Genomic DNA, 20,924 nt, shown 5'->3' on the forward strand with positions numbered 1-20,924 from the left:
GGAGACGATCGTGCCAAAGAACATCATGGTGAACGGGACCGACTATCCGCTTCCTGACGACCCCCGTGTCGCGTTGCTCGATTTCCTGCGACACGATTGCGGACTGACCGGCACCAAGAAGGGCTGCGATCACGGGCAATGCGGTGCCTGCACCGTGCTGGTCGATGGACGCCGGATCAACTCCTGCCTCAGCCTGGCGGTCATGCACGAAGGGGACGACGTCCAGACCATCGAGGGCCTAGGCACGCCCGACGAGCCGTCCGCCCTGCAGCGCGCGTTCGTGGAGCACGACGGCTATCAATGCGGATATTGCACGCCCGGTCAGATCTGCTCCGCCACCGCGATGATCGAGGAAATTCGCGCCGGGATGCCGAGCGATGCGAGTGACGATCTCGACGGCGAGATGACATTCAGTGCTGAAGAAATTCGCGAGCGGATGAGCGGCAACCTGTGCCGCTGCGGCGCCTATGCGAACATCCTGGCGGCGATCGAGCACGTCGCGAACGGGGAGAGCCGATGAAACCGTTCGATTATCATCGCGCCGCCGATCTATCGGATGCCGCATCGTCGACCCGGCCCGACGACAGTCTCGCCATCGCGGGCGGAACGAACCTCATCGACCTCATGAAGCTGCAGGTCGAAACGCCCGCAACACTCGTCGACGTCAATCCGCTCGGGCTGGACGCGATCGAGGAGACCGAGGACGGCGGACTGCGGATCGGGGCGCTCGTGACCAACACGGACACCGCCAATCATGCGCGCGTGCGGAGCGACTATCCCGTTCTCGCCCGTGCGATCCTGGCCGGTGCAACCCAGCAATTGCGCAACAAGGCGACGACGGGCGGCAACCTGTGCCAGCGCACGCGCTGTTATTATTTCACCAATATCGACCAGCCCTGCAACAAGCGCGAGCCCGGATCGGGATGCGGAGCGATCGGTGGGGTCGCGCGGCTTCATGCGATCCTCGGGGCGAGCGAGGAATGTATCGCGACCTATCCCGGCGACATGGCGGTCGCCATGAGCGCGCTCGACGCGGTCGTGCATATTCTGGCTGCGGATCGCGAGGAGCGGACGGTGCCGGTGCGCGACTTTCACCGGCTTCCCGGAGAGACGCCGTGGCGCGACAATGTCCTCGAGAAAGGCGACATCATCACCGCCGTCACCCTACCGCCGCCGGTTCGAGGAACGCAGGTCTATCGGAAAGTGCGCGAACGCTCGTCCTACGCCTTCGCGCTCGTTTCGGTCGCCGCCATCGTCGACATGAAGGATGGCAAGATTGCTCGCGCCGATCTCGCGTTCGGCGGGATCGCGCACAAGCCATGGCACGACCCACGTCTGTCCGATCTGCTCGTCGGAAAAGCACCGTCGGCCGCGCTTTTCGACGAAGCCGCCGATCTGCTTCTCGAGGAAGCCGAAGGTCATGGCGACAACGATTTCAAGATCCCGCTCGCTCGGCGTACCCTTGCCGCCGTCCTGTCGAACGTCACGGAGACTGCCTTGTGAGCGCGCATTTCAAACAGGACGAACCGGTCGACACCAACCTGCTCGACACGATGAAGCAGGGCGTAATCGGCAAACCGCTGTCCCGCGTCGAGGGACTGGCGAAGACCACCGGCACCGCGCCCTACGCTGCGGAATATCCGGTCGACAATGTCGCGGAAGGCGTGCTCGTCACCGCGACCATCACCCACGGCGAAGTGACGTCGATCGACGAGAATTCGATCCGGGATATGCCGGGCGTCATCGGCGTGGTCACGCACAAGGATTTGACGACCCGCGCCGCGCAGGGAACGGCAGGCGAGGCACCCCAGCAGAGCCCGCGGACCGTCTGCTACTGGGGGCAACCGATCGCAGTGGTGGTGGCGGAGACCTTCGAACAGGCGCGCGATGCGGCCAAGCATCTGGTCGTCGAATATGACGTCAAAGAGGACGCGCCGATCGATCCGTCGAAGGTCGAGCTCGAAGAGCAGGACGACGAAAGCGTCGATCAGGGCGATCTCGACACGGCGATGTCGTCGGCGTCGCACAGTGTCGACCTGACGATCGAGACCGAAGGGCATGCGTCCGCCGCGATGGAGCCGCACGCCGCGATCGCGAGCTGGGACGGAGACAAGGTTACCGTGCATGCCTCGCTTCAGATGCTGAACTTCAACATCGCCGAACTGGCCGACGCGTTGGGGATCGAGGAAGAACAGGTCCGCCTGGTGTCGCGCTATGTCGGCGGGGGGTTCGGTTCCAAGCTCGGCATCAGCGAGGATGTCGTCGCCGCGGCACTGGCGGCGCGCGAACTGGGCCGACCCGTGCGCGTCGTCATGAGCCGCCAGCAGGTGTTTCAGTGCATCATGCGCCGGTCCGAAACGAAACAGCGACTGCGCCTTTCATGCCGCGAGGACGGAACGCTCGACGCCTTCGGCCACGAGGCGCGCGTGTCCAATCTGCCGGGCGAAAGTTTCGCCGAACCCGTGCTGCAGAGTTCGCATTTTCTGTACGGCGGAGAAAACCGCAAGTTGGCGCTCAAGGTCGCGCGTATTCACCGGATGACCGCGGGCTCGGTTCGTGCGCCGGGCGAAGCGGTGGGGATGCCCGCGCTCGAGGCTGCGATGGACGAGCTGGCCGAGGAAGCGGGGATCGACCCCGTCGAACTGCGGCTCAAGAATATTCCCGATCGCAATCCCGAGGAGGATCTGCCCTTTTCCTCCCACAAGCTGGCGGAATGTCTGCGGCAGGGTGCCGACGCGTTCGGATGGGACAGCGGGCCGCGCAAGCCGCGCCAGCGTCAGGACGGCGAATGGTGGATCGGCACGGGAATGGCGTCGGCCGCCCGTGTTCACAACGTCAACGAGGCGAAGGCCCGTGTCACGCTCAAGCCCGACGGGACCGCGCTGGTCGAAACCGACATGACCGATATCGGCACCGGGACCTATACGATCCTTGCGCAGATCGCCGGCGAGATGCTCGGGCTTTCGATCGACAAGGTTCTCGTCGAACTTGGGGATACGAAGCATCCTCGCGGTCCGGGATCGGGCGGAAGCTGGGGTGCGGCGTCGATCGGATCGGCGGTCTATGTCGCATGCCGTGCGCTGCGCGAAACGCTGGCCGAGCGCGCCGGCGTCGAGGCCGACACGCTGTCGCTGAAGGACGGCGAGGTCGTCGACGGACCGTCGATCGTCGACCTGCTGGAAGGATCGGACCTGTCGATTTTCGGGCATTACGAGCCGGGGGACATCGAGGACGATTATACCGCTTCGGGTTTCGGCGCCTTCTTCGCCGAGGTTCGCGTCAACCGGTTCACCGGGGAAACGCGCGTCAATCGCATGCTGGGGGCGTTCGGTTTCGGACGAGTTCTCAACGAGAAGACCGCGCGCTCGCAATGTCTCGGCGGGATCACATGGTCGATCGGAGCCGCGCTGACGGAAGCCTTGCTGTTCGATCCGCGCGACGGTCATCTCGTCAATTGCGACCTCGCCGAATATCACGTGCCCGTCCACCGCGACATTCCCGATGTCGAAGTCCTGATGGTCGAGGAGCGCGATCCGGTCGCCAGTCCGATTCAGGCTAAGGGGATCGGCGAACTGGGCATGTGCGGCGGTGCCGCCGCGATCGCCAACGCGATCTACAACGCCAGCGGGGCGCGCCTGTACCGTTACCCGATGACACCCGACCTGGTCATCGCCGCCTTGCCGGCGTGAACCGGACCGACAGCGACACCATCGACGCGCCGGCCCCCGATCATCGGGCACTCGTCGCCGCGTGCGAAGCGGGCACTGCGTTATGCACGATCGTCGGGATCGACGGCGCCTTCTCGCGGCGGCGCGGGGCGCAGCTCGCGGTGCGCGCGGATGGAGAAATCGTCGGGGACCTCGCCGACACCTGTCTGGAAGAGCAATTGCGGACCGACGTTCGCACGATCGAGGCACCCGAGCTGCGGCGCTACGGGAAGGGGTCGGACAAGATCGACTTCCGCCTGCCGTGCGGGGGTGGGTTGGACATCCTGCTGGATCCCACGCCCGATGTCGGTGCGTGTCGGCGGGCCGTCGCGGCGCTGAAGGATCGCCGACCGGCCGCGCTGGACCTCCCCGTGCCACCGTTGAGGAGCCGCGCCTACGTTCCGGCGTTGCAGGTGCGGATTTTCGGGACGGGGCCCGAAGCCGAGATTCTGAACCGGCTTGCCGAGAGCCTCGATATTGCGACGACGCTGCTCACCAAGGATGCTCTGGCGCTGCACCAGCCGAGCAGGCTCCCGCCGGCGGATCGATGGACCGCGTGCGTGTTCCTCTTTCACGACCATGAGTGGGAATTGGCGCTGCTGGAAGAAGCGACGGAAAGCGAAGCCTTCTACATCGGTGCGCAGGGCGGGGTTCGTGCTCGCTCCGACCGGATCGTGGAATTGGAGCGGCGTGGACTATCCGCCGAAGCGATCGGTAGGATCCGCAGTCCGATCGGCGTGGTAGAATCGTGCCGGACGCCGCGCCTGCTCGCCCTGTCCGCGCTGACTGAAATCCTCGCCGACTACGATGCGATGCACGATGGGGACTGACGGAAAGGTCGCGCTCGTCCTCCTGGCGGCCGGACAATCGCGGCGGTTCGGCGCCGACAAACTGCGTGCCCCGCTGGGGGACAGCGACGTCCTGACGGCGACGATGGAAAGCGGGGAGTATGCGTCGTTCGATGCGCGATACATCGTCGTTCCGTCGAAGGAATTGGTGATCGAACGACCCGTCCGTTGGCAGTCTGTCGTCAACCGGGAGGCGGAGAGCGGGATGGCGAGTTCGATCCGGGCGGGCGTCCGCGCGGCATCGGGGCACGAACGCATCGTCATCGCGCTTGCCGACATGCCGTTCGTCTCTGCGCAACATCTCGACCAACTGGGGAATGCGGGAGGCGTGATCTTCACGCGGCAACAGGATGGCCGTCCCGGAAGTCCCGCCGCCTTCCCGCGGCATGCCTTCTCCCGCCTGCTTCAGCTCCACGGAGATCGGGGTGCGGCGGCACTGGACTGGCCGTACGCCGCGCTGATGGACCCGGATGATGGGTGGGAGCTGAAGGATATCGACGAGCCCGCCGACCTTGTCGCTGCAAACCGGCGGCCGCGGTGATCGTTGTGGTGCAGCGCGTCTTTTGGCCACGAATGGCCGACGAGTAGCGATCGGCCTAGCAGCGCTGGCTAGTCGAACAACCCGGTGTTTGCGGCGGCCTGCGCGAGGAATTCGAACGAACGAATGCGGGCCGTATGATCGTAGATCTGCGAGGTCACGATCAACTCGTCGGCTTCGGTACGTTCGACAAGTTCCTTGAGGTTTCGCTCGGCGGTTTCCAACGAGCCGATGGCCGAACAGGAGAGCACGTTCTCAAGGGTCGCGCGTGTCGACGGCGATAGAGTGTCGACGAAATCCGAACTTGGCGGCGGCAACTGCATCGGCTGTCCCGTTCGCAAGGCGACGAAAGCCTGCTGGATCGATGTCGCCAGCAACTGCGCCTCGTCATCGGTATCCGCGACGAATGCGTTGAAACCCAGCATGACGTAGGGCCGATCGAGCTGTTCCGAGGGCTCGAAGGAACGGCGGTAGATATCGATCGCCTCCATCATCATCTGCGGCGCGAAGTGCGAAGCGAACGCGTAGGGAAGGCCCAGGGTCGCCGCCAGCTGCGCGCCGAACAGGCTGGAGCCGAGGATATAGATGGGAATGTCGAGGCCCTCACCCGGAACGGCCCGGACGCGTCCGTGGCTACCTCGGAAGTATCCCATCAGTTCCATGACGTCGTTCGGAAATTGCCGTTCGTCCGATGTCATGCTTCGTCGCATGGCGTAGGCCGCGCTCTGATCCGTACCGGGGGCACGCCCCAACCCGAGATCGACGCGGCCCGGATACAGCGATTCAAGAGTTCCGAACTGCTCTGCGATGATGAGCGGGGCATGGTTGGGCAACATCACGCCCCCCGATCCGATCCGGATGGTGGAGGTCTGCGATCCGACGAAAGCGAGCGCGACGGCCGTTGCGGCACTCGCGACTCCGGGCATGGAATGATGCTCCGCCATCCAGTAGCGGGTGTAGCCCAATCTTTCCGCAGCCCGCGCCAAGTCCGCCGACTGACGCAGCGCTTCGCCCGCATCGCTGCCCTCCACGATGGGCGCCAGGTCGAGGACAGAAAGTTTGGGCATGGGACTAAGATGGTCGGTCGCGCGATGAATTCAATTCTGCGAGCCTGATGGCATCCCTCGACAACCGTAAGGTCTCCGCGCGGGCAGCCCATTGAAAGCGACAATTTCCGTCGATCAAACTCAATTCCAAACCGCCGGCGTTGGGTTTTCCGCATTTTGTTCGGCGAGTCACGGCACCTTTCAATCGCGGCGTAGATCCGGTCTCTCGGAATGCACCAGGGAACCGATCGCGCAGGCGATGGCGTTTTCCGCGCTTCTCATGTCTACGGAGCCGTCCATGAGTTCGATGGTGATCCGATATTTGCCGAGGTCGGTCGTTCCGTAGTCGAAAACGATCTGGGACTGATCGGCCCCTGTCTTGCCGCGCTGCCGGTCGGTTCGACTCCTGTTTGCATCGAGTGAGGCCCTGGCGGCTCCTTCGATCTTGGACTGCAACGAAAAGATGTCGATCTCCGGCTCGAAGGTCATGTCGAAACGATGGCGAGTCCCCTTCGCCAGTTCCGGCACGACCCGCGCCGGTGAGGCGAACAAGAGACTGTGGGGCAGGATGATCGTTCGTCCTGTCGCTAGAATCGATCCGTCGGCCTGTTCGAACTCGCGCAAACGGGTGGCGAGAAGATTGATGTCGATGACCTCTCCCTTGGATTGCCCGATTTCAACGACGTCGCCGACCGAATAGGCCCTCGTGAAGGTGCGAAGCGCGGACCCGGAAAGGCACAGAATGATCTCTTTCGTCGCGATCACGATCGCCACGACAACTGCCGTCAGCGACAAGGCGAACGTTCGCAGTTGAGGGGCCCAGATCATCATCAACCCGACGACGGCCACGAGGAACAGAAAATTCCGGACATTCGCACTCCAGCGGCGAACGACATGCCCGGGCAGATTTTCCCGGCCTTTCAGGGTGTGGCCGACGACGAGGCGAAGGCCGAACAGAATGAGCAAGAGGGCGATCGATGCCAACGCGTCGCTCGAGGCAGAATCGTTCTGGGATAGAAAATTCATCTTTTTCCACAAATAGGAGCTGCACCGGCATCGGGCTTCCCGATGGGTTGCGAAGCGCCATAACGCACCGCGGCAAGGAATTGCAGGGTCGAAATCTTCGCTCACGACGAGCGAAGGGCGTTCGATGGAGACGACTATCGGGAGCCGGGGGCCAGGACGATCCGAAACCGATCCCGTTCGGTTGCGGCTTCTACCGAACGATCTGCATTGCCGGGATCAGCGGGTTTCGGGGATGATCGGTTGGCGAACGCGAAGTGACTATGGTCGCCTTCGTCGAGGCTCTCGACCAGAACATAGCCGGCTTGCCGATAGGCCTGCTCGATCTGTCGGTGCGAAACGCCGCGCGCGCGGGCGATGTCGATCGCGCGGTTGCGAAGATGGTGGCTGTTGCGCACCCCGCCGACCCGCCGATTGTGATCGGGCGTACGGAAGGTGGAGGTCACGCGCCCCCAGCGTTCGCCGATGGAGACGGCGTCAGCCATTCGAAACTCCGCCGCTGCACCTGTCGACAAGGGAGTGGTTTCGGGCTTTCGAGGCCCCGGCGCCGTGACGATCCGAAAGGTGGACGGAGCTTTCTCGGCGGGTGCGGGTGGCGGCGCAGCCTCGAAACCCACGGCGGCAGCCAAGCTGACGAACAAGGAGAGACATATCATCCGCTCCTCCGTCGTTCCGAACGGCCGTCGCGACCCGTCTCCGGGGGGATCATCCGAACAGTCCTCTCACGATCGCGCCGGCCACTATCCCGCCGAGTGCGATCGCAATCCCGTAGGGTAGGGTCCTTTCCCGAAGCGTCGATCGCGTCCCCGCGTTCGTCCGGGCCATGCGGATCGGCAACCATACCACGACCAGCAATCCTCCCGCGATGGCGACCGCGGGAAGAAAGACGAGCAGGTCCGCAGGGGTGAACCAAAATGCGGTGGCAGCCAGTAACTTGACATCCCCGCCGCCCAGCACGCCTCTGGAAAAAGCCACGCTTCCCACCATCAGGATGGGAATGAGAATGGCGGCATTCATCCAGAGCGCCTTCTCCACCCCCGAAAGAACCGACACCGCAATGCCTGCGGCGAGCAGTGCGATGACGAGCACGTTGGAGATCCTTTGCCGATAGCCGTCTTGGCCGGCCGCAATCGTCAAGAGGATCGCAAAGAGGACGAATGCCCAGCCCGGGGAATTGCCGATCAGATTCACCGGGGCTCCTCCACCGCAGCAAGGTTGGCCGCGGCTTTTTCGTAGTAGATGGGGCGGACTTCGACTGCGTGGGCGAAGGCCACAATCGCCCGATCCCGCTCGCCTCGCGCGGCCGCCGCGATCCCCGCGTCGTTCAGCCGGCGCGCATAGTCCTCATCGGTCTCGCCCGGCTCACGAACCGGAAGCGATCGGGCATCGACCAAGTCGAGGAGATCGAGATTGCTCTGTGCTCGAGCATGACGCGGTTCCAGCACAAGCGCCTTCACGAGCGGCGCGCGCGCTTCGCGCCAACGTCCCTGAAGCATGAGGGACCAACCGAGGTTGGAGTACAGTGTCGCATTCTCCGGACGGAGGGCGATCGCCCTTTGGTAGAAGCCGGTGGAGGCGGCAAAATCGCGTTCTCGATCGGAAGATACCGCGCAACCGTTGAGTACGACCCAGCTTGCGGCCGTTGAAGCGCACGCTCGCTCCAGAAGTGGGGCCGCATCGTCGCGGCCCGCCTTCATCGCAGCCATGGCCGCGCGTTCCAACAGGCGCTGATCCTCGGGCGTTTGGTGCAGTCGAACCATGTACGACGCGAGAGCGCGGGGATGATCGCCACGAGCGTAGGCGAGGTCGGCGGTGACCTCGTCGAGCGCCTCCGGGTCCGCGCCTTCCGACGCGGCTTGGCGCAGAAGTGCATCGGCCTGCTGCAATCGGCCCGCGGTCAATGAAACCCGTGCCTCGTCGAGCAAATCTGCCGCGGGTGCCAAGGCCAGTGCGATCGACAGCAGGATCGGTGCCCTCATCTGTCGCACCAGACGAGACCACGAAGCGGCGGTACGATCGCACCGCGAGCCGCCTGGGCCAATCGTAGCGTCGCAACGTCGTCGTGGTCGATCAGATTGTCTTCCAGCAGCATGGCAATGACATCGTCATCGAGCGTGACGGTCTCGATCAAGCGCGCCATTTCTGGGGCGACCTCGAGCGATTTCTGCGCGTCCGGGATGGCACTAGCATGGCCGGTCCCGACTGTTACCGGATCCGATGTGCTCGCAAGCGTCGGAAGAGCAGATTCCGATATCCCGCTTGCTTCGGGCGAGAGCGCGCTGATCTTCTCGATCGGGGAATGCGGTACCGGGTCATCGTTCGGCTTCGTCGCAGCGATTACCAGCGCCGGCGCCTTCTCGTCGCGCTTGGGCCAGATCGGTGTTTCGCGGGTGACCAGTTTGGTCGTCGCCCTTCCCGATGGTACCAGACGGGGACCGACGTCGGGCGATCGAACGGGTTTCACGCGCCGGGTAATGGCGGCTTGAGCCAGCCGACGTTCCTGTTCGTCGACCTGTCGCGCCAACTGCGTGAGTGCCCCGTCGTCGACGGGGGCCGATTCGAGACCCGAAGCGACGCGACGGTTCTCGGCTTCGAGAAGGAGGGCGCGCGCCTCTTCCGGACGATTGGCGCGGCTGAGCGTATGGGCCAGCGCGACGTAGAGGTCCGGGCGGTGCGGTGCCAGTGCCAACGCCTGCTCGTAGTTCGTGGCGGCAAGGTCCGTCCGCCCCATCCGGTCGTATGCTGCAGCCAGCAAGACGTATACGTCGGGATTGTCGGGTTCCGCCCGACGCGCACGCCGATAGGCTTCGATCGCGAGACCGACGTTGCCGAGGCGCATCATCGCGTTTCCTTCGGCAATCCGATCCGAGGCAGCCAGATTGCCCGCCTGGAGTGGCTGCTGGATCATTCGGATCTGCGTTGTCGGCGTCGTGCAGGCAGCCGTTCCGGCCGCAAGAACGAGCGTCAGGGCGAGCGAACGGTGCATCACGTCTTCTCCTATCCGAGCGCCGGCAGAAGGTTGCGCACGACGCGGATAACGGCGGGAATCATCAGCACGCCGATCATTGCCGGAAGCATGCATCCGACGAGCGGCATCGAGAGGAGCACGGGCACACGGTGCGCCCGTTCTTCGGCTCGTAGTTTCCGCTTCTCCCGCATCTCGGCGGCGTAGGTGCGCAGCGTCGCCGCGATCGAGGATCCGAGCTTGGTCGACTGGATGAGCAGTGTGGCGAATGCGCGGATATCGTCAACGCCCGCCCGATCAGCCATCCGCCGGAGCGCGTCCTCACGACTACGGCCGGCCCGCATCTCGAGCGTCACGGCGGCGAACTGTTCCGCCAGCAGCGGATGCGACGTCGCCATTTCCATGCCCACACGGTTGAAGGCTGCTTCGAGCCCGAGGCCCGCCTCGACGCAGACCAACATCAGGTCGAGCGCGTCGGGGAAGCCATTCTGCATTTCCTCACGCCGACGGTCCGCGCGAATGGTGACGAGGAGAGAGGGTACGTAGAGGCCGAATAGCGCAGCGATCACGCCGCCCACATAGAGCTTTACGAGCTGGTCGATACCTCCCACCGCCCACATCCACGTGACGACGAGCGCCGGGAGGGCGAGAACGAGAACGAACCGGATCAGGGTATAGACCCGGGGTGCGGCGGGCGAGGTATAGCCTGCTTCGAGCAGTCGGCGACGAAGCGTCGCATCCTTCGTATCGACGAGCGAAAGCCCGCTTTTCTCGATCGAATTGACGAGACGGACCCAACGACCCTGCGCCCGGTCGGCTCGGAGGGTCGCGGCGGTTTTTCCCGAGCGCGCGATTTCGGCGGGGCGTATCCGGGCGCGCACGGACTGACGTTGCCCGATCCGCGAGCCAGCCAGCATGATGACGAGTACCACCGCGAAGAAGATCATCGCGAGGATTGCGTAGCGGGCAAATTCGTTTGCGCTGAAATAGTCGATCATCGTCTCGCCGCTCCCTTCAGACCTTGATGTCGATGATCTTGCGCATGATCAGCACTCCGAGCACCCAGAGCACCGCCAATCCGACGAATGCCGGAGCGAAGATCGGATCGTCCGCGGTGTCGAGAAAGAAGCCGGGCTTCAGCATGAAGATCAACATGAAGGCACCCAGCGGCAGGAACGACAGGATGATGGCGGTCATCCGGCCTTCGGACGAAAGCGCCCGGACTTTCAGGTAGAGCGCATGGCGCTCGCGAATGACCTTGCTGAGATTCTCGAGAATTTCGACCAAATTGCCGCCCGTTTCCTGCTGGATCGACAGGCTGGTGACGAACATGCGCATGTCGTCGAGGTCCCAGCGGTCGGCGCAGTCGTCGAGCGCATCGCGAAAATCGCCGCCGTAGGTCGTTTCATCGACGATCAGGCCGAATTCCGTCCCGATCGGATCGCTCATCTCCACCGTCAGCAGTTCGAGCGCGGCAGCGATCGGATGGCCCGCGCGAAGGCCGCGCACGAAGATGTCGAGCGCGATCGGGAACTGTTCCTCGATCTTTCGGCGCCTCTTGCCGGCCCGCATGTTCAGAATGATCAGTGGCAGCGCGAGGCCGAAGCACAGGGCGGCCGCCAGAAACAGGATGATCCGTCCCGCGCCCATTCCCATGCCGAGAAAATAGCCGACCGCCAGAAAAAGGACGAACAGGATAACCGGTAGCGCCATCAGGAGCAGCACGAGTTGCATCGGCGCGCTGGTGAGACCTGCCTGGTACATGAGCTTTTCGAGCTTTCGACCGGGGCCCTCCACGAACGCGGGAAGATTGTCGAACTCGCCGCGACGTTCGCGTCGTAGGGCCACAGCGGCCTCCTCGCGCGACATGCCGCGTTCGATCAGTTCGAGCCGCTTGTTGATCGCTCGGCCCGTCCCGCGCCGCCGCGCGATCGCGCGCGCGGAATATTCGACGAGGATCACCGTGGCGGCGAAGATGAAGATGAGCACGATGATCCGCAGCACGCCCGATGCGATCATTGGAAGCTCCGATCGGGCCGGAAGAGTTCATTCGAAAGTGTGACGCCGTGGGCGGCTGCCACATCGAGGAAGCGGGGGAGAATGCCGGTGGCTTCGAAATGTCCCTCGACCGTTCCATCTTCATTGGTGCCGGTCTTCTTGAAGCGGAAGATTTCCTGAAGCTGGATGACGTCCCCCTCCATGCCGGTGATTTCGCTCACGCTTATCAGTCGCCGACGCCCATCGAGCAGACGCGAGATCTGAACGACCAGGTTGATCGCCGAGGCGATCTGCGAGCGGCTCGAGCGTTCGGGGATGTCGATCCCGCTCATGCCGATCATCTGTTCGAGTCTCGAGATGCTGTCGCGGGGGCTGTTGGCATGGATGGTCGTCATCGACCCCTCGTGCCCGGTGTTCATCGCCTGCAGCATGTCGAACGCCTCGCCAGCACGGACCTCGCCGACGATGATCCGGTCGGGCCGCATACGCAGCGCGTTCTTGACGAGGTCACGGGCCGATACTTCGCCACGACCTTCGATATTGGGTGGGCGCGTTTCGAGCCGGGCGACATGATCCTGCTGCAACTGGAGTTCGGCGCTGTCCTCGATCGTGACGATACGCTCCGACGAATCAATGTAACGCGAGAGCGCGTTGAGCATCGTCGTCTTGCCCGAACCGGTGCCGCCCGAGATGATGATGTTTCGCTTGGCGATCACCGCTGCTGTCAGCACCTCGGCGACTTCCGCGGGGAGCGAGCCGATATCGACCAGCTTCTCGAGATCGATTGGAACCTTCGCAAACTTTCGGATCGAGAGAAGGGCACCGTCGAGCGCGAGCGGAGGGACGACCGCGTTGACTCGGCTTCCGTCGGCAAGGCGCGCATCGACCATCGGAGAGGATTCGTCGATCCGCCTTCCCACTGCCGACACGATCTTCTGAATGATGCGAACGAGGTGGCTCTCGTCCTTGAAATGCACCCGTGTCCGCTCGAGGCGACCGTGCCGCTCGACATAGACGTTGTCGTGGCCATTGACGAGAATATCGCTGATGGACGGATCCTTCAGCAGCGGCTCCAGCGGTCCGAGGCCCAGCAGTTCGTCGAGCACGTCTTCGGTGAGCCGCTCGCGTTCGCCCGTGTTGAGCGCGTGGCTCTGCTTTGCGAGTTCTTCGGCGACGATCGATCCGATTTCGTCCGCAACCTGTTCGCGCGACATACTGTCGAGTGCCGACAGGTTGATCAGATCGAGAAGCCGCTGGTGAAGTTCGACCTTGAGCGCGATGCTGCTGTCGAATTCAGCGACTGGTGTTTCGCTGTCTATCGTATCCGGCGCGGGGGACGAGGCGGGAGCGGCGACGCCGTCGTCATCCTCGGGAAGGGGTGCCGGACGCTGTTCTTGCGGTCGTTTGATGTTCCACATGGCTCAGCGCTCCCCCAGGGCCGCGGCGACGCCTTGGCCAAGCGCGTCGAGATCCTTGGACAGCCGTGAACGGCGCCGCACTTCGTTCATCGGGACGCCGAGTTCGATCGTCTCGTTCATCACCTCGTCTTCGCGCACTACGGTGAAATCCGCCTCTCGGCCCAGAACCCGCTGCAGATCGCTGCGATCGACATTGCGAAAAAGGCCGCTTTCGAAGCGATTGACGATGATGCGGATATCGAGCGTCCCAAGTGACTGCTGCTCGATGAGATCGAGCTGGCGGCGGGCGCGAGAAAGACTGGGGACACTGAGCCCCGTGACGAGAAGGACGAGATCGGCGCGCGCCAGCAGCGACAGCGACCAATCGGTCCAGTTCGCCGGCAGGTCGACGAAGACCGTGTCATATTGATCCATCGCCAGCTCGAGAAGTGCGATCGCCCGATCGGGCGTCAGCAGGTCGAGCGGCACGATGTCCTTTGGTGCGGCGAGGACGTGGAGCCCGCTGGAATGGGGTTTCGCAATCGTCGACAGGAGGTCGCGGTCGACCCGCGATCCGGCCGCGATGAGATCCGCAAGGGTCAGACTGGGGGTCATGCCGAGCTGGAAGGCCGCGTCGCCGAACTGTAGATCGAAATCGATCAGGCAAGCGGTTCGGCCTGCCTCGGCCTCGGTGGCAGCATGGCGGGTGGCTAGCTGCGTCGTCAGCGCGGTAGCGCCGATGCCGCCTTCGCTGCGAATGGTGCAGACGAAGCGCGACGCGCCAAGCTTCGGCGAGTCCGAGGCCGCGTCGATCGCGTTGCGAACGGGGGCCAGGCTGGCCTCGAGGTCTTCGCGTTCGAGGGGAAGGGGAATGACGTCATGGGCGCCGGCGCGCACGAGTTGTCGCACGAAGGCGAGGGGCGGGTCGTAAGCAGCGACGAGCAGCGGCACGTCGCTGCTCTCGCGCAGCCGAGTGAACGTGGCGACTGCCTGGGGATCGTCGGGGCGCAGCTGAATGACCACCGCTCCCGCTCCCTTCAGGTCTTCTGCGCGCACTTCTGCCGACGACTGGATCGAGAAATAGTCGATCGAGAAGCCGACAACCGCGTCCGACGCCATCGCACCCGCCGCCGGGTCGAACAGGTACAATCGCAGCGCGGACGGGCGCACCGACGGCTGGAAACCGGGTCGATCGCTTTGCTGATGGTCCAATCGGGTCACGTCGCTTTCCGGATCAATTCGATGTCGTACCGGCGAAATCCTCCGCCGACAGTGAGGAGGAAGCCCGGGGGATGGGCACGTCGAACAGCTGGAGGGTGAAGATGGGCGAGAACGTCATGCCCGTGAGCGATACGGTGACGAGGGGGGCAAGATCCGGTCCATTCGGATCGCCGGCAAAGCCGAGGCCCGAGCCGCTGTATGCCACCTCCACGTTCGCATCCCCGATACGGGGGTCGAACAACCGCATCCGGTCGACGATCGCGGCGAAGGAGTCGCTGTCGAACGACGGGGAATCGAGGCCGATGCCGGTGGTCGTGCAACCATCCGCATCGCAGGTGATCGTGCCCAACGCCTCGCGCGGAATGACGTCGCCTTGGGTGAGGGTGCGAACAGCGCCACCGACCGTCACGGTCTTCCCGACATAGCTTTGCGACATGAACCCCGCCTCGACCGGATCGGTCACGATGGCAAAACGCACGCCCATTTGCGTCGCCTTCTTCGCCTGGTTGACTTCCCACAGATAGCGACCGCCATCGATGATGCCGAAGATGAGGAGAATGAGCAGCGGGAGGACAAGCGCGAACTCGGCCGCGGTGCCGCCCGTGCGATCGTTCCAGAGCCGGTGGATGCCCGTCATATGCCCATCACCGCAGACTGCGAGGTAGCGTTGAGGGTCAGTCCCAGCGGCACCCCGATATATCCGAAAACGGTGGGGTGGGGGATCGATGCCGTCACGGTGACGAGCGGTGCACCGACCGTACTGTCGCGGTAGATGCCGCCCATGGTCTGGTCCGCCGTGGCAGCATCGCCATCGTCGGCAGTTGCCGCGCAGACCACGGAGATCGTGAAAGCGGCGGCGCCCTGGTTCCAACCCCACAGCAAATCGTCGGCGGTTGCATCGAGCGTGCCCTTGCTCGCGATCAGTTCGGCATCGGTGACGATGTCATTGTCCGCTGGAAGGGTTGTCCCGCAATTGCCGTCGTACTGGTTCTGCGCGTGCCGCCCGGCGAACCGCGCGGCGTCGCGAACGCCCTCGACGAGGCGATGCTCGGAATAGAAATAATGCCCCATCTCGAACGCGCCGGCGACCAGCACGAGCACGAAGGGTAGCGACATCGCCAGTTCCGCCGCGGCGGTGCCGGCCGTATCGGAAAAGAGGCGACGAACGCGCATCATTTGACCAGATACGGCTTGTCACGGCGCACCACCGTTTCAAACGCGTTCGCGGATGCTTTCGTCTTCTCGATATACTCGACGTAAATGTCCTTCTGGTCGGTATACAGATTGGAACCCGTGCCTCGATTGATGGCAGGCTCGACGAGGAAGACGTTGATCCATTCTGCGACCGGCACATTCGGTTTATGACCATTAATGCCGAGCGCCTGGCAGTTGAGAACCGCGACCGTGATGAGGCGGCGATCGGGCTGGCCGGTCGCGACGTTTGTATCGACGCCTGCCGCCCCGGTGGCGGGAATCCCGAATGCCTTTTTGCTCGACCCGCCCTGCGACACGCCGATGCCGCGAAGGCCCATGGGGGTGGTGACCGACTTGTTGTCGATCTCCCAGCGGTAGACGTCGTAGCGCGCCGGAATCGTGCTCGCGAGCGCGCCCGTGTTGTAGCCGAGCGCGGTACGCCATTGTGCCTCGGTCCAGCCACCGTAATTGACCTTGAAATAGGCGTTGGCATCCCACTGGCCCGATCCCTGCACACCGCAGGTATGACGCGAACGGAGCGAGCTGTGGCACTTGTCATGGGGATAGCCCATGAAGGTGGGATAAGAGTCGAACGCCCCGTAATCGCGCAGCGTGTAATTGGCGGTTCCCGGCCCAGGGACCACGGTCCCGCCACCGTTTGGTTCGGTGCGCCAGGTGACCTTATTGCCTTTGCCCTCGTCCTTATAGATGCGCGTCCCGTCGGCGTTCTTGTAGATGATGCCGTCGTCGCCCGGCCCGTCGCGGTCGGGCAGGTAGGGGTCGTACGCGTCCGCGGCGTCGAACTCCCACGAGCCAGCATTCTTGCAGGCAGTGGCGTTCGCGCCGTTGACATCGCATTTGAGGTCCTTGCGCGTGTTGACCGAGGGGGAGCAGGTCCCGCCGCCATTCTGCGTCGGGCAGGTGGAATTGCCGTTGGCGTAGACGTCCATGCGCGTGTTGAAGGCATCGAGGACAGAGGCGGTCATGCCGGTCTTGGTCGTGACGCCATCGGTCGATTGGCAGACGCCCGACGGCGTATTCCAGCCAAGATTGCCGCCGAGCGCGGGGGCGCCGTTGCCTTCGCCCGCCTCGAGCCAACCGAAGTTGCCCGGAACCGTCGCGTCGCCGGTCACGAGCCGCAAGCCGGTGCCCCGCGCCGGATCGTAACCCAACAATTCGTCGGTGTTGGTCGAGGGTTCGGTCGGGTTGCAGATCATCACGGGCGGCGTCTTGCAGATCGCGCTTTCCATCCCTGCGACGGCCATCGCCTGGGCGTTGCCCCCGAGCGAGCCGACAACGGGTGTCAGCGCGAAGTTGGCGCGACGGGTGACGGTTCGGACGCACACGAAATTGGCAGCGCTATCGTCGGCGGTGGTACTGGCAGTCGGGCAATCGGTGCCGTTGTGGGCCTCGGCAGCCCCCTGCGTGGCGTAGAAGCGGACCTGCAGGATCTCGATATCGATGCCCACATCGTCATCGGCGAGGTAGGTGTCGTTGCCGACGAGATGCTCGGCGGCGGCGGTGGCACGGGCGATGGCGTCCGCCTGTCCGTCCAACTGCGTCGCAGCGGCGAGTGCGGCCTGATCGGCGGCGCTCTGCAATTCGGTGTCGAGCGTGGCGAGGCGCGCATAATCGAAGGCGATGCCGCCAGCAGCAACCAGGGCGAAGACGCTCACACCGAGGATCGGCGCCACAGCGCCGTCATTCGAGGTTGCAAGTCTCCGTATCGACACCTTCCATCTCCTTGTCGCTCTAGCGCGGCGGGTTGCCCTGGCCGCTTCCGACGCTGCCGTTCGCATTGCCGCCACGAGAACTGGCGCTGGCGCGTTCGATCGAGCCTTCCCGATAGGCCTCGGCTGAATTGACCGCGACGTCGGCATTGTCGCCCGGTTGAGCGGCATCGGCGGACGTAACGACGCCGTCGGGATTGATCGTCTGGACCGTCCTGTTCCAGGCGGTCGCCTCGCCGAACGAGTGATCGACGGGCGCGCAGGCCGCGAGGGCCAGCAAGGGGAGGGCGGCAAGCGCCGTTTTCTCAATAGTCATGGCCGACCTCCAGTTCGATGGCGGATGGATCGATCGACGCCATTCCCTGACCCGTGGCGGGGGCGGGGGGAGGGACGGCATAGGCGCCGTCGCGCGATCGATTGAGCGGCGGCTGTCCGATCGGATTGGCGACCGGTGCCACCGGCGCGGTCGGATCCGGAATTGCCGCAGTCGCGCCGTCGGTCCGACCGAGCAGGAACAGGTCGAGCTCGTCGGGCGGGATCGCGGTGTCGGTGGGATAGCGATAGCTGCCCGCCGGTTGCGGACGAACCAGCCGCGGCGTCACGACGATCACGAGTTCGCTGTCATTCTTCTGGAACCGGGTCGAGCGGAACAGCGAGCCGATGATCGGCAGGCTGCCGAGGATCGGGAATTGGCTGACCGTCGTCTGGAAGTCGGTGCGCAGCAGCCCCGCCAGCGCGAAGCTTTCCCCGTCGCGAAGCTCGACTACGGCTTCGGCGCGGCGGGTCGAAAGGCCGGGCACGACAAGGCCGTTCACCGTGACCGAGGCAGAGGGGTCGATCGAGCTGACCTCGGGCGCGACGACGAGGTTGATGACCCCGTCGGCGAGCACGGTCGGCGTGAAGGCCAGGCTGACGCCGAACTGCTTGAATTCGACGGTGATACCGCGGCTGTCGTCGTCGCCGCCGCCGCCCTGGAAGACGGGGATCGGGAATTCGCCCCCCGCAAGGAAGGTCGCGGGTTCGCCCGACAGGGTGACAAGCGTCGGTTCGGCCAGCGTCGTCACCAGCCCCTTGCGCTCCAGCGCGTCGAGCACCGAGGTGATCCGCGCGCCCAGCAGCGTCAGGCTGCCGGTGAAGACGCCGAAGCTGTCGACGATCTCGGAAATGCTGGTGACGGGTCCGGTGGGGCTGGGCGACACCGCGCCGCCTACGCCGCTTGCCGCACTGAAATTGCCATTACCGACGAACAGGCCCGAACCGATGTCCTTGAGCGCGGAGCGGCTGACCTCGGAGAAGGTCACCTCCAGCATGACCTGCTGCGAGGCGCCGACCGACATCATGTTGATGACGTTCTCCTCGCCCGCATAGACGGCGGCGAGGCGCATCGCCCGGTCCGCGGAGATGGACGAGGATACGATGCCTTCGAGCACGACATTGTCGTTGACCATCCGAGCACCGATGCTGTCGCCCGGTATGAGCTCGGACAATTGCTGGCGCAGCCCCATCACGTCGGGACCGACCGCGACGTCGACGACTGCAATCAGCCGGTCGCGCGCGTCGAACAGGGTAAGGCTGGTCGTGCCCATCGAGCGTCCGAGGACGTAAAGGCCCTGGTCCGACAGCGGCAGCACGTCCGCGACTTCGGGATTGCCCACGAGTGCACGGGCGTAGGGACGGTCGAGTTCGAGCACCTCGCTCTTGTTGACCGGGATCGACAGCGATCCCGCATGGACTCGGTCGGTCTGCATCGAGACCTGGGCATGGGCGGGGGCGACCCAGGCGGTCGCGCCCCATCCGAGCGTGCCGGCGAGAAGCGCCGTCCTTAGCGTCCTAGCGATCATAATCCCCCACCTCGTACGTCGTCGATGAAAGCCCGCGCGTCACTTCCACCTTGGGCGCCGGTGGTGGCGGCGGCGGGGGAGGCGGCGCGGGCCGCGATGCAGTCGGCTGGCGGGCCGGGCGGCGCGCGGGCCGCGGCGCGCTGGCTCGGGAAACGCTGGTGCGCTGCGGCGGCGCGGCGCGGCGCACGGCTTCGCCCGTCATCTCGTAGCGCAGGTCATCAATGCTGATGGTGCGCTGCATCCCGGAATCCTGTTCGATGCCGGGCTTGCGAAGCACGAGGCTGAGCGAGCCCAACTGCTGGCCGAGGGCGAGCTTCTGCGCTTCGATGGGCGAGACCTCGAGCGTCGCGGTGCTCGATACGGCGGGCGCGTCGCTCTGGCCTTGCGCGTCCTGGTCCATCGCGATGACGCGGATGTTCTGGAGCAGGAGGTCGGTGATCTGTTCGGTACCCGCATCGTTGGCGCGGGTGACGAGCACGTCAACGGTGTCGTTGGGCTTGATGAAGCCCGCGACGCCCGAGACGGCGTTGATCTGGACGGTGGCGGCGCGCATGCCGTCGGGCAGCGTCGCGGCGATCGAGGCGCCCTGGCCCTCGCCGGTCAGGTCGCTGGCGAGGAGCGGCTGGTTGAGGGCGATCTGGCGCAGCGCGTGGCGCGTCTGGCCCTCGGGGAAGAGCGCGTCTTCGGTCGTATAGACGCCTGCGGGCAGGCTGTTGGACGGGAATTCGGCCCAGCGGACGCGATCGGGGGTCACTTCCTGCCCGTAGGCAAGGGGACCGGCGGCGATCGCGACGCGGGTCATCGCGACGTTCGACTGGTTGATCGAATTTTCGCGGGCGGTGAAATAGCTGTTGGCGAGGAAGACCGCGACGAGGCCGAGCACGATGGCGATCGACAGAGCGATGATCGATTGGCGTCTCATCTTGCAGCATCCCCCCAAACACTGATTTGGTTTGTTATATCAGAGTTATTCCATTTTGGCTAATGCGCGCAGCTTTTGCGTGCCGAAATGAAATGGGCGACCCACACCCGGAGACATGGGTCGCCCATCTTCGGACGACTAGTCGCAGGTCACGCCGTCGGAATCGATACACTCGGACGCTTCGTCCATCGCATTGCCGATCGATCCACCCAGACCGATCGCCGCAACGGCGATCACCGAACCGATAATGGCAAGGATCAGCGCATATTCGGCCGCCGAGGCGCCGCTTTCGTCGCGCAGCATGTTCATGAAGTTCGTCATTGTTCAGTCCCCTACTTTTGTCTCCGGCACCCCCAACCCGGAACCCCGGGGGGACTGCCGTTACGAAACCCGAGGGGCCGGGAGCCAAACCATGTTCGGACGCGAAACATCCGAACACGACCAACCGAAACCGGTTGAACTCCAAGCACTTCGGATGACCTACAGCATGAACC

General features: G+C 64.3%; 22 protein-coding genes. 5 read left to right on the forward strand and 17 right to left on the reverse strand.

The features are described from left to right. Window positions 1–25 precede the first annotated feature (25 nt). Genes WJT74_RS03060 through WJT74_RS03080 form a run of 5 tightly spaced genes read left to right on the forward strand, consistent with a single transcriptional unit; the run spans window position 26 to window position 5,096 of the window. Window positions 26–520 carry a 2Fe-2S iron-sulfur cluster-binding protein gene (locus tag WJT74_RS03060; RefSeq protein ID WP_343348065.1) on the forward strand — a complete coding sequence of 165 codons (495 nt, stop codon included), beginning with the start codon at window positions 26–28 and terminating at the stop codon, window positions 518–520. Then, complete coding sequence (locus tag WJT74_RS03065; RefSeq protein ID WP_343346723.1) at window positions 517–1,503, forward strand: FAD binding domain-containing protein; 987 nt, start codon at window positions 517–519, stop codon at window positions 1,501–1,503. Before WJT74_RS03060 ends, WJT74_RS03065 begins: the two co-directional genes overlap by 4 nt. Then, window positions 1,500–3,689: a xanthine dehydrogenase family protein molybdopterin-binding subunit gene (locus WJT74_RS03070; RefSeq protein ID WP_343346726.1), complete on the forward strand. Its 2,190-nt coding sequence runs from the start codon at window positions 1,500–1,502 to the stop codon at window positions 3,687–3,689. The genes WJT74_RS03065 and WJT74_RS03070 overlap by 4 nt, the downstream gene beginning before the upstream one ends. Next, window positions 3,686–4,537, forward strand: a complete 852-nt coding sequence (locus WJT74_RS03075) for an XdhC family protein (protein WP_343346728.1) — start codon at window positions 3,686–3,688, stop codon at window positions 4,535–4,537. Before WJT74_RS03070 ends, WJT74_RS03075 begins: the two co-directional genes overlap by 4 nt. Further along, window positions 4,527–5,096 (forward strand): nucleotidyltransferase family protein, encoded by a 570-nt coding sequence (locus WJT74_RS03080; protein ID WP_343346730.1) that lies wholly within the window; start codon window positions 4,527–4,529, stop codon window positions 5,094–5,096. Before WJT74_RS03075 ends, WJT74_RS03080 begins: the two co-directional genes overlap by 11 nt. A 68-nt stretch (window positions 5,097–5,164) precedes the next feature. On the opposite strand, the gene WJT74_RS03085 is transcribed toward WJT74_RS03080, so the two are convergent. The 17 genes from WJT74_RS03085 to WJT74_RS03165 all read right to left on the reverse strand — a co-directional run bounded on the left by WJT74_RS03085 (window position 5,165) and on the right by WJT74_RS03165 (window position 20,751). Then, on the reverse strand, window positions 5,165–6,160 hold the full coding sequence (locus tag WJT74_RS03085; RefSeq protein ID WP_343346733.1) for an LLM class flavin-dependent oxidoreductase: 996 nt from the start codon (window positions 6,158–6,160) through the stop codon (window positions 5,165–5,167). A 180-nt stretch (window positions 6,161–6,340) separates the two neighbouring features. Then, entirely contained in the window at window positions 6,341–7,123 is a 783-nt protein-coding gene (locus WJT74_RS03090) for a mechanosensitive ion channel domain-containing protein (protein ID WP_343346737.1), read from the reverse strand. A gap of 176 nt (window positions 7,124–7,299) precedes the next feature. Further along, entirely contained in the window at window positions 7,300–7,647 is a 348-nt protein-coding gene (locus tag WJT74_RS03095) for a D-Ala-D-Ala carboxypeptidase family metallohydrolase (protein ID WP_343346740.1), read from the reverse strand. A 220-nt stretch (window positions 7,648–7,867) separates the two neighbouring features. Then, a complete protein-coding gene (locus WJT74_RS03100; RefSeq protein ID WP_343346743.1) occupies window positions 7,868–8,353 on the reverse strand; it encodes an A24 family peptidase in 486 nt (161 codons plus the stop codon). Beyond that, window positions 8,350–9,048 (reverse strand): tetratricopeptide repeat protein, encoded by a 699-nt coding sequence (locus tag WJT74_RS03105; RefSeq protein WP_343346745.1) that lies wholly within the window; start codon window positions 9,046–9,048, stop codon window positions 8,350–8,352. Before WJT74_RS03105 ends, WJT74_RS03100 begins: the two co-directional genes overlap by 4 nt. 89 nt (window positions 9,049–9,137) lie before the next feature. Then, window positions 9,138–10,148 carry a tetratricopeptide repeat protein gene (locus WJT74_RS03110; protein WP_343346747.1) on the reverse strand — a complete coding sequence of 337 codons (1,011 nt, stop codon included), beginning with the start codon at window positions 10,146–10,148 and terminating at the stop codon, window positions 9,138–9,140. 11 nt (window positions 10,149–10,159) lie between these two features. Further along, window positions 10,160–11,125, reverse strand: a complete 966-nt coding sequence (locus WJT74_RS03115; protein WP_343346750.1) for a type II secretion system F family protein — start codon at window positions 11,123–11,125, stop codon at window positions 10,160–10,162. 16 nt (window positions 11,126–11,141) lie between these two features. Next, complete coding sequence (locus WJT74_RS03120) at window positions 11,142–12,146, reverse strand: type II secretion system F family protein (protein ID WP_343346753.1); 1,005 nt, start codon at window positions 12,144–12,146, stop codon at window positions 11,142–11,144. Further along, entirely contained in the window at window positions 12,143–13,543 is a 1,401-nt protein-coding gene (locus tag WJT74_RS03125) for a CpaF family protein (RefSeq protein ID WP_343346756.1), read from the reverse strand. Before WJT74_RS03125 ends, WJT74_RS03120 begins: the two co-directional genes overlap by 4 nt. A 3-nt stretch (window positions 13,544–13,546) precedes the next feature. Then, window positions 13,547–14,743, reverse strand: coding sequence for an AAA family ATPase (locus tag WJT74_RS03130; protein ID WP_343346759.1), 1,197 nt, complete (start codon window positions 14,741–14,743; stop codon window positions 13,547–13,549). A 13-nt stretch (window positions 14,744–14,756) separates the two neighbouring features. Continuing rightward, a complete protein-coding gene (locus tag WJT74_RS03135) occupies window positions 14,757–15,380 on the reverse strand; it encodes a TadE/TadG family type IV pilus assembly protein (RefSeq protein WP_343346762.1) in 624 nt (207 codons plus the stop codon). After that, window positions 15,377–15,919 carry a TadE/TadG family type IV pilus assembly protein gene (locus WJT74_RS03140; protein ID WP_343346765.1) on the reverse strand — a complete coding sequence of 181 codons (543 nt, stop codon included), beginning with the start codon at window positions 15,917–15,919 and terminating at the stop codon, window positions 15,377–15,379. The genes WJT74_RS03135 and WJT74_RS03140 overlap by 4 nt, the downstream gene beginning before the upstream one ends. Beyond that, on the reverse strand, window positions 15,916–17,631 hold the full coding sequence (locus WJT74_RS03145; RefSeq protein ID WP_343346767.1) for a pilus assembly protein TadG-related protein: 1,716 nt from the start codon (window positions 17,629–17,631) through the stop codon (window positions 15,916–15,918). Before WJT74_RS03145 ends, WJT74_RS03140 begins: the two co-directional genes overlap by 4 nt. Window positions 17,632–17,689: 58 nt before the next feature. Next, window positions 17,690–17,983, reverse strand: a complete 294-nt coding sequence (locus tag WJT74_RS03150) for a hypothetical protein (RefSeq protein ID WP_343346769.1) — start codon at window positions 17,981–17,983, stop codon at window positions 17,690–17,692. Beyond that, complete coding sequence (locus tag WJT74_RS03155) at window positions 17,973–19,508, reverse strand: type II and III secretion system protein family protein (RefSeq protein WP_343346772.1); 1,536 nt, start codon at window positions 19,506–19,508, stop codon at window positions 17,973–17,975. Before WJT74_RS03155 ends, WJT74_RS03150 begins: the two co-directional genes overlap by 11 nt. Continuing rightward, window positions 19,498–20,430, reverse strand: coding sequence for a Flp pilus assembly protein CpaB (gene cpaB, locus WJT74_RS03160; protein WP_343346774.1), 933 nt, complete (start codon window positions 20,428–20,430; stop codon window positions 19,498–19,500). The genes WJT74_RS03155 and cpaB overlap by 11 nt, the downstream gene beginning before the upstream one ends. A gap of 138 nt (window positions 20,431–20,568) precedes the next feature. After that, window positions 20,569–20,751: a Flp family type IVb pilin gene (locus tag WJT74_RS03165; protein ID WP_343346776.1), complete on the reverse strand. Its 183-nt coding sequence runs from the start codon at window positions 20,749–20,751 to the stop codon at window positions 20,569–20,571. Window positions 20,752–20,924: the final 173 nt, after the last annotated feature.

The sequence above is a fragment of the Sphingomicrobium sp. XHP0239 genome (assembly GCF_039555325.1).
Classification (GTDB): domain Bacteria; phylum Pseudomonadota; class Alphaproteobacteria; order Sphingomonadales; family Sphingomonadaceae; genus Sphingomicrobium; species Sphingomicrobium maritimum.

Excerpts from the sequence above, each read along its gene's own strand:
- WJT74_RS03120 (WP_343346753.1), bottom strand. The coding sequence starts at position 12,146 with ATGATCGCATCGGGCGTGCTGCGGATCATCGTGCTCATCTTCATCTTC.
- WJT74_RS03155 (WP_343346772.1), bottom strand. The coding sequence starts at position 19,508 with ATGATCGCTAGGACGCTAAGGACGGCGCTTCTCGCCGGCACGCTCGGA.
- cpaB (WP_343346774.1), bottom strand. The coding sequence starts at position 20,430 with ATGAGACGCCAATCGATCATCGCTCTGTCGATCGCCATCGTGCTCGGC.
- WJT74_RS03065 (WP_343346723.1), top strand. The coding sequence starts at position 517 with ATGAAACCGTTCGATTATCATCGCGCCGCCGATCTATCGGATGCCGCA.
- WJT74_RS03165 (WP_343346776.1), bottom strand. The coding sequence starts at position 20,751 with ATGACGAACTTCATGAACATGCTGCGCGACGAAAGCGGCGCCTCGGCG.
- WJT74_RS03125 (WP_343346756.1), bottom strand. The coding sequence starts at position 13,543 with ATGTGGAACATCAAACGACCGCAAGAACAGCGTCCGGCACCCCTTCCC.
- WJT74_RS03135 (WP_343346762.1), bottom strand. The coding sequence starts at position 15,380 with ATGACGGGCATCCACCGGCTCTGGAACGATCGCACGGGCGGCACCGCG.
- WJT74_RS03095 (WP_343346740.1), bottom strand. The coding sequence starts at position 7,647 with ATGGCTGACGCCGTCTCCATCGGCGAACGCTGGGGGCGCGTGACCTCC.
- WJT74_RS03150 (WP_343346769.1), bottom strand. The coding sequence starts at position 17,983 with ATGACTATTGAGAAAACGGCGCTTGCCGCCCTCCCCTTGCTGGCCCTC.
- WJT74_RS03140 (WP_343346765.1), bottom strand. The coding sequence starts at position 15,919 with ATGATGCGCGTTCGTCGCCTCTTTTCCGATACGGCCGGCACCGCCGCG.
- WJT74_RS03115 (WP_343346750.1), bottom strand. The coding sequence starts at position 11,125 with ATGATCGACTATTTCAGCGCAAACGAATTTGCCCGCTACGCAATCCTC.
- WJT74_RS03110 (WP_343346747.1), bottom strand. The coding sequence starts at position 10,148 with ATGCACCGTTCGCTCGCCCTGACGCTCGTTCTTGCGGCCGGAACGGCT.
- WJT74_RS03080 (WP_343346730.1), top strand. The coding sequence starts at position 4,527 with ATGGGGACTGACGGAAAGGTCGCGCTCGTCCTCCTGGCGGCCGGACAA.
- WJT74_RS03085 (WP_343346733.1), bottom strand. The coding sequence starts at position 6,160 with ATGCCCAAACTTTCTGTCCTCGACCTGGCGCCCATCGTGGAGGGCAGC.
- WJT74_RS03060 (WP_343348065.1), top strand. The coding sequence starts at position 26 with ATGGTGAACGGGACCGACTATCCGCTTCCTGACGACCCCCGTGTCGCG.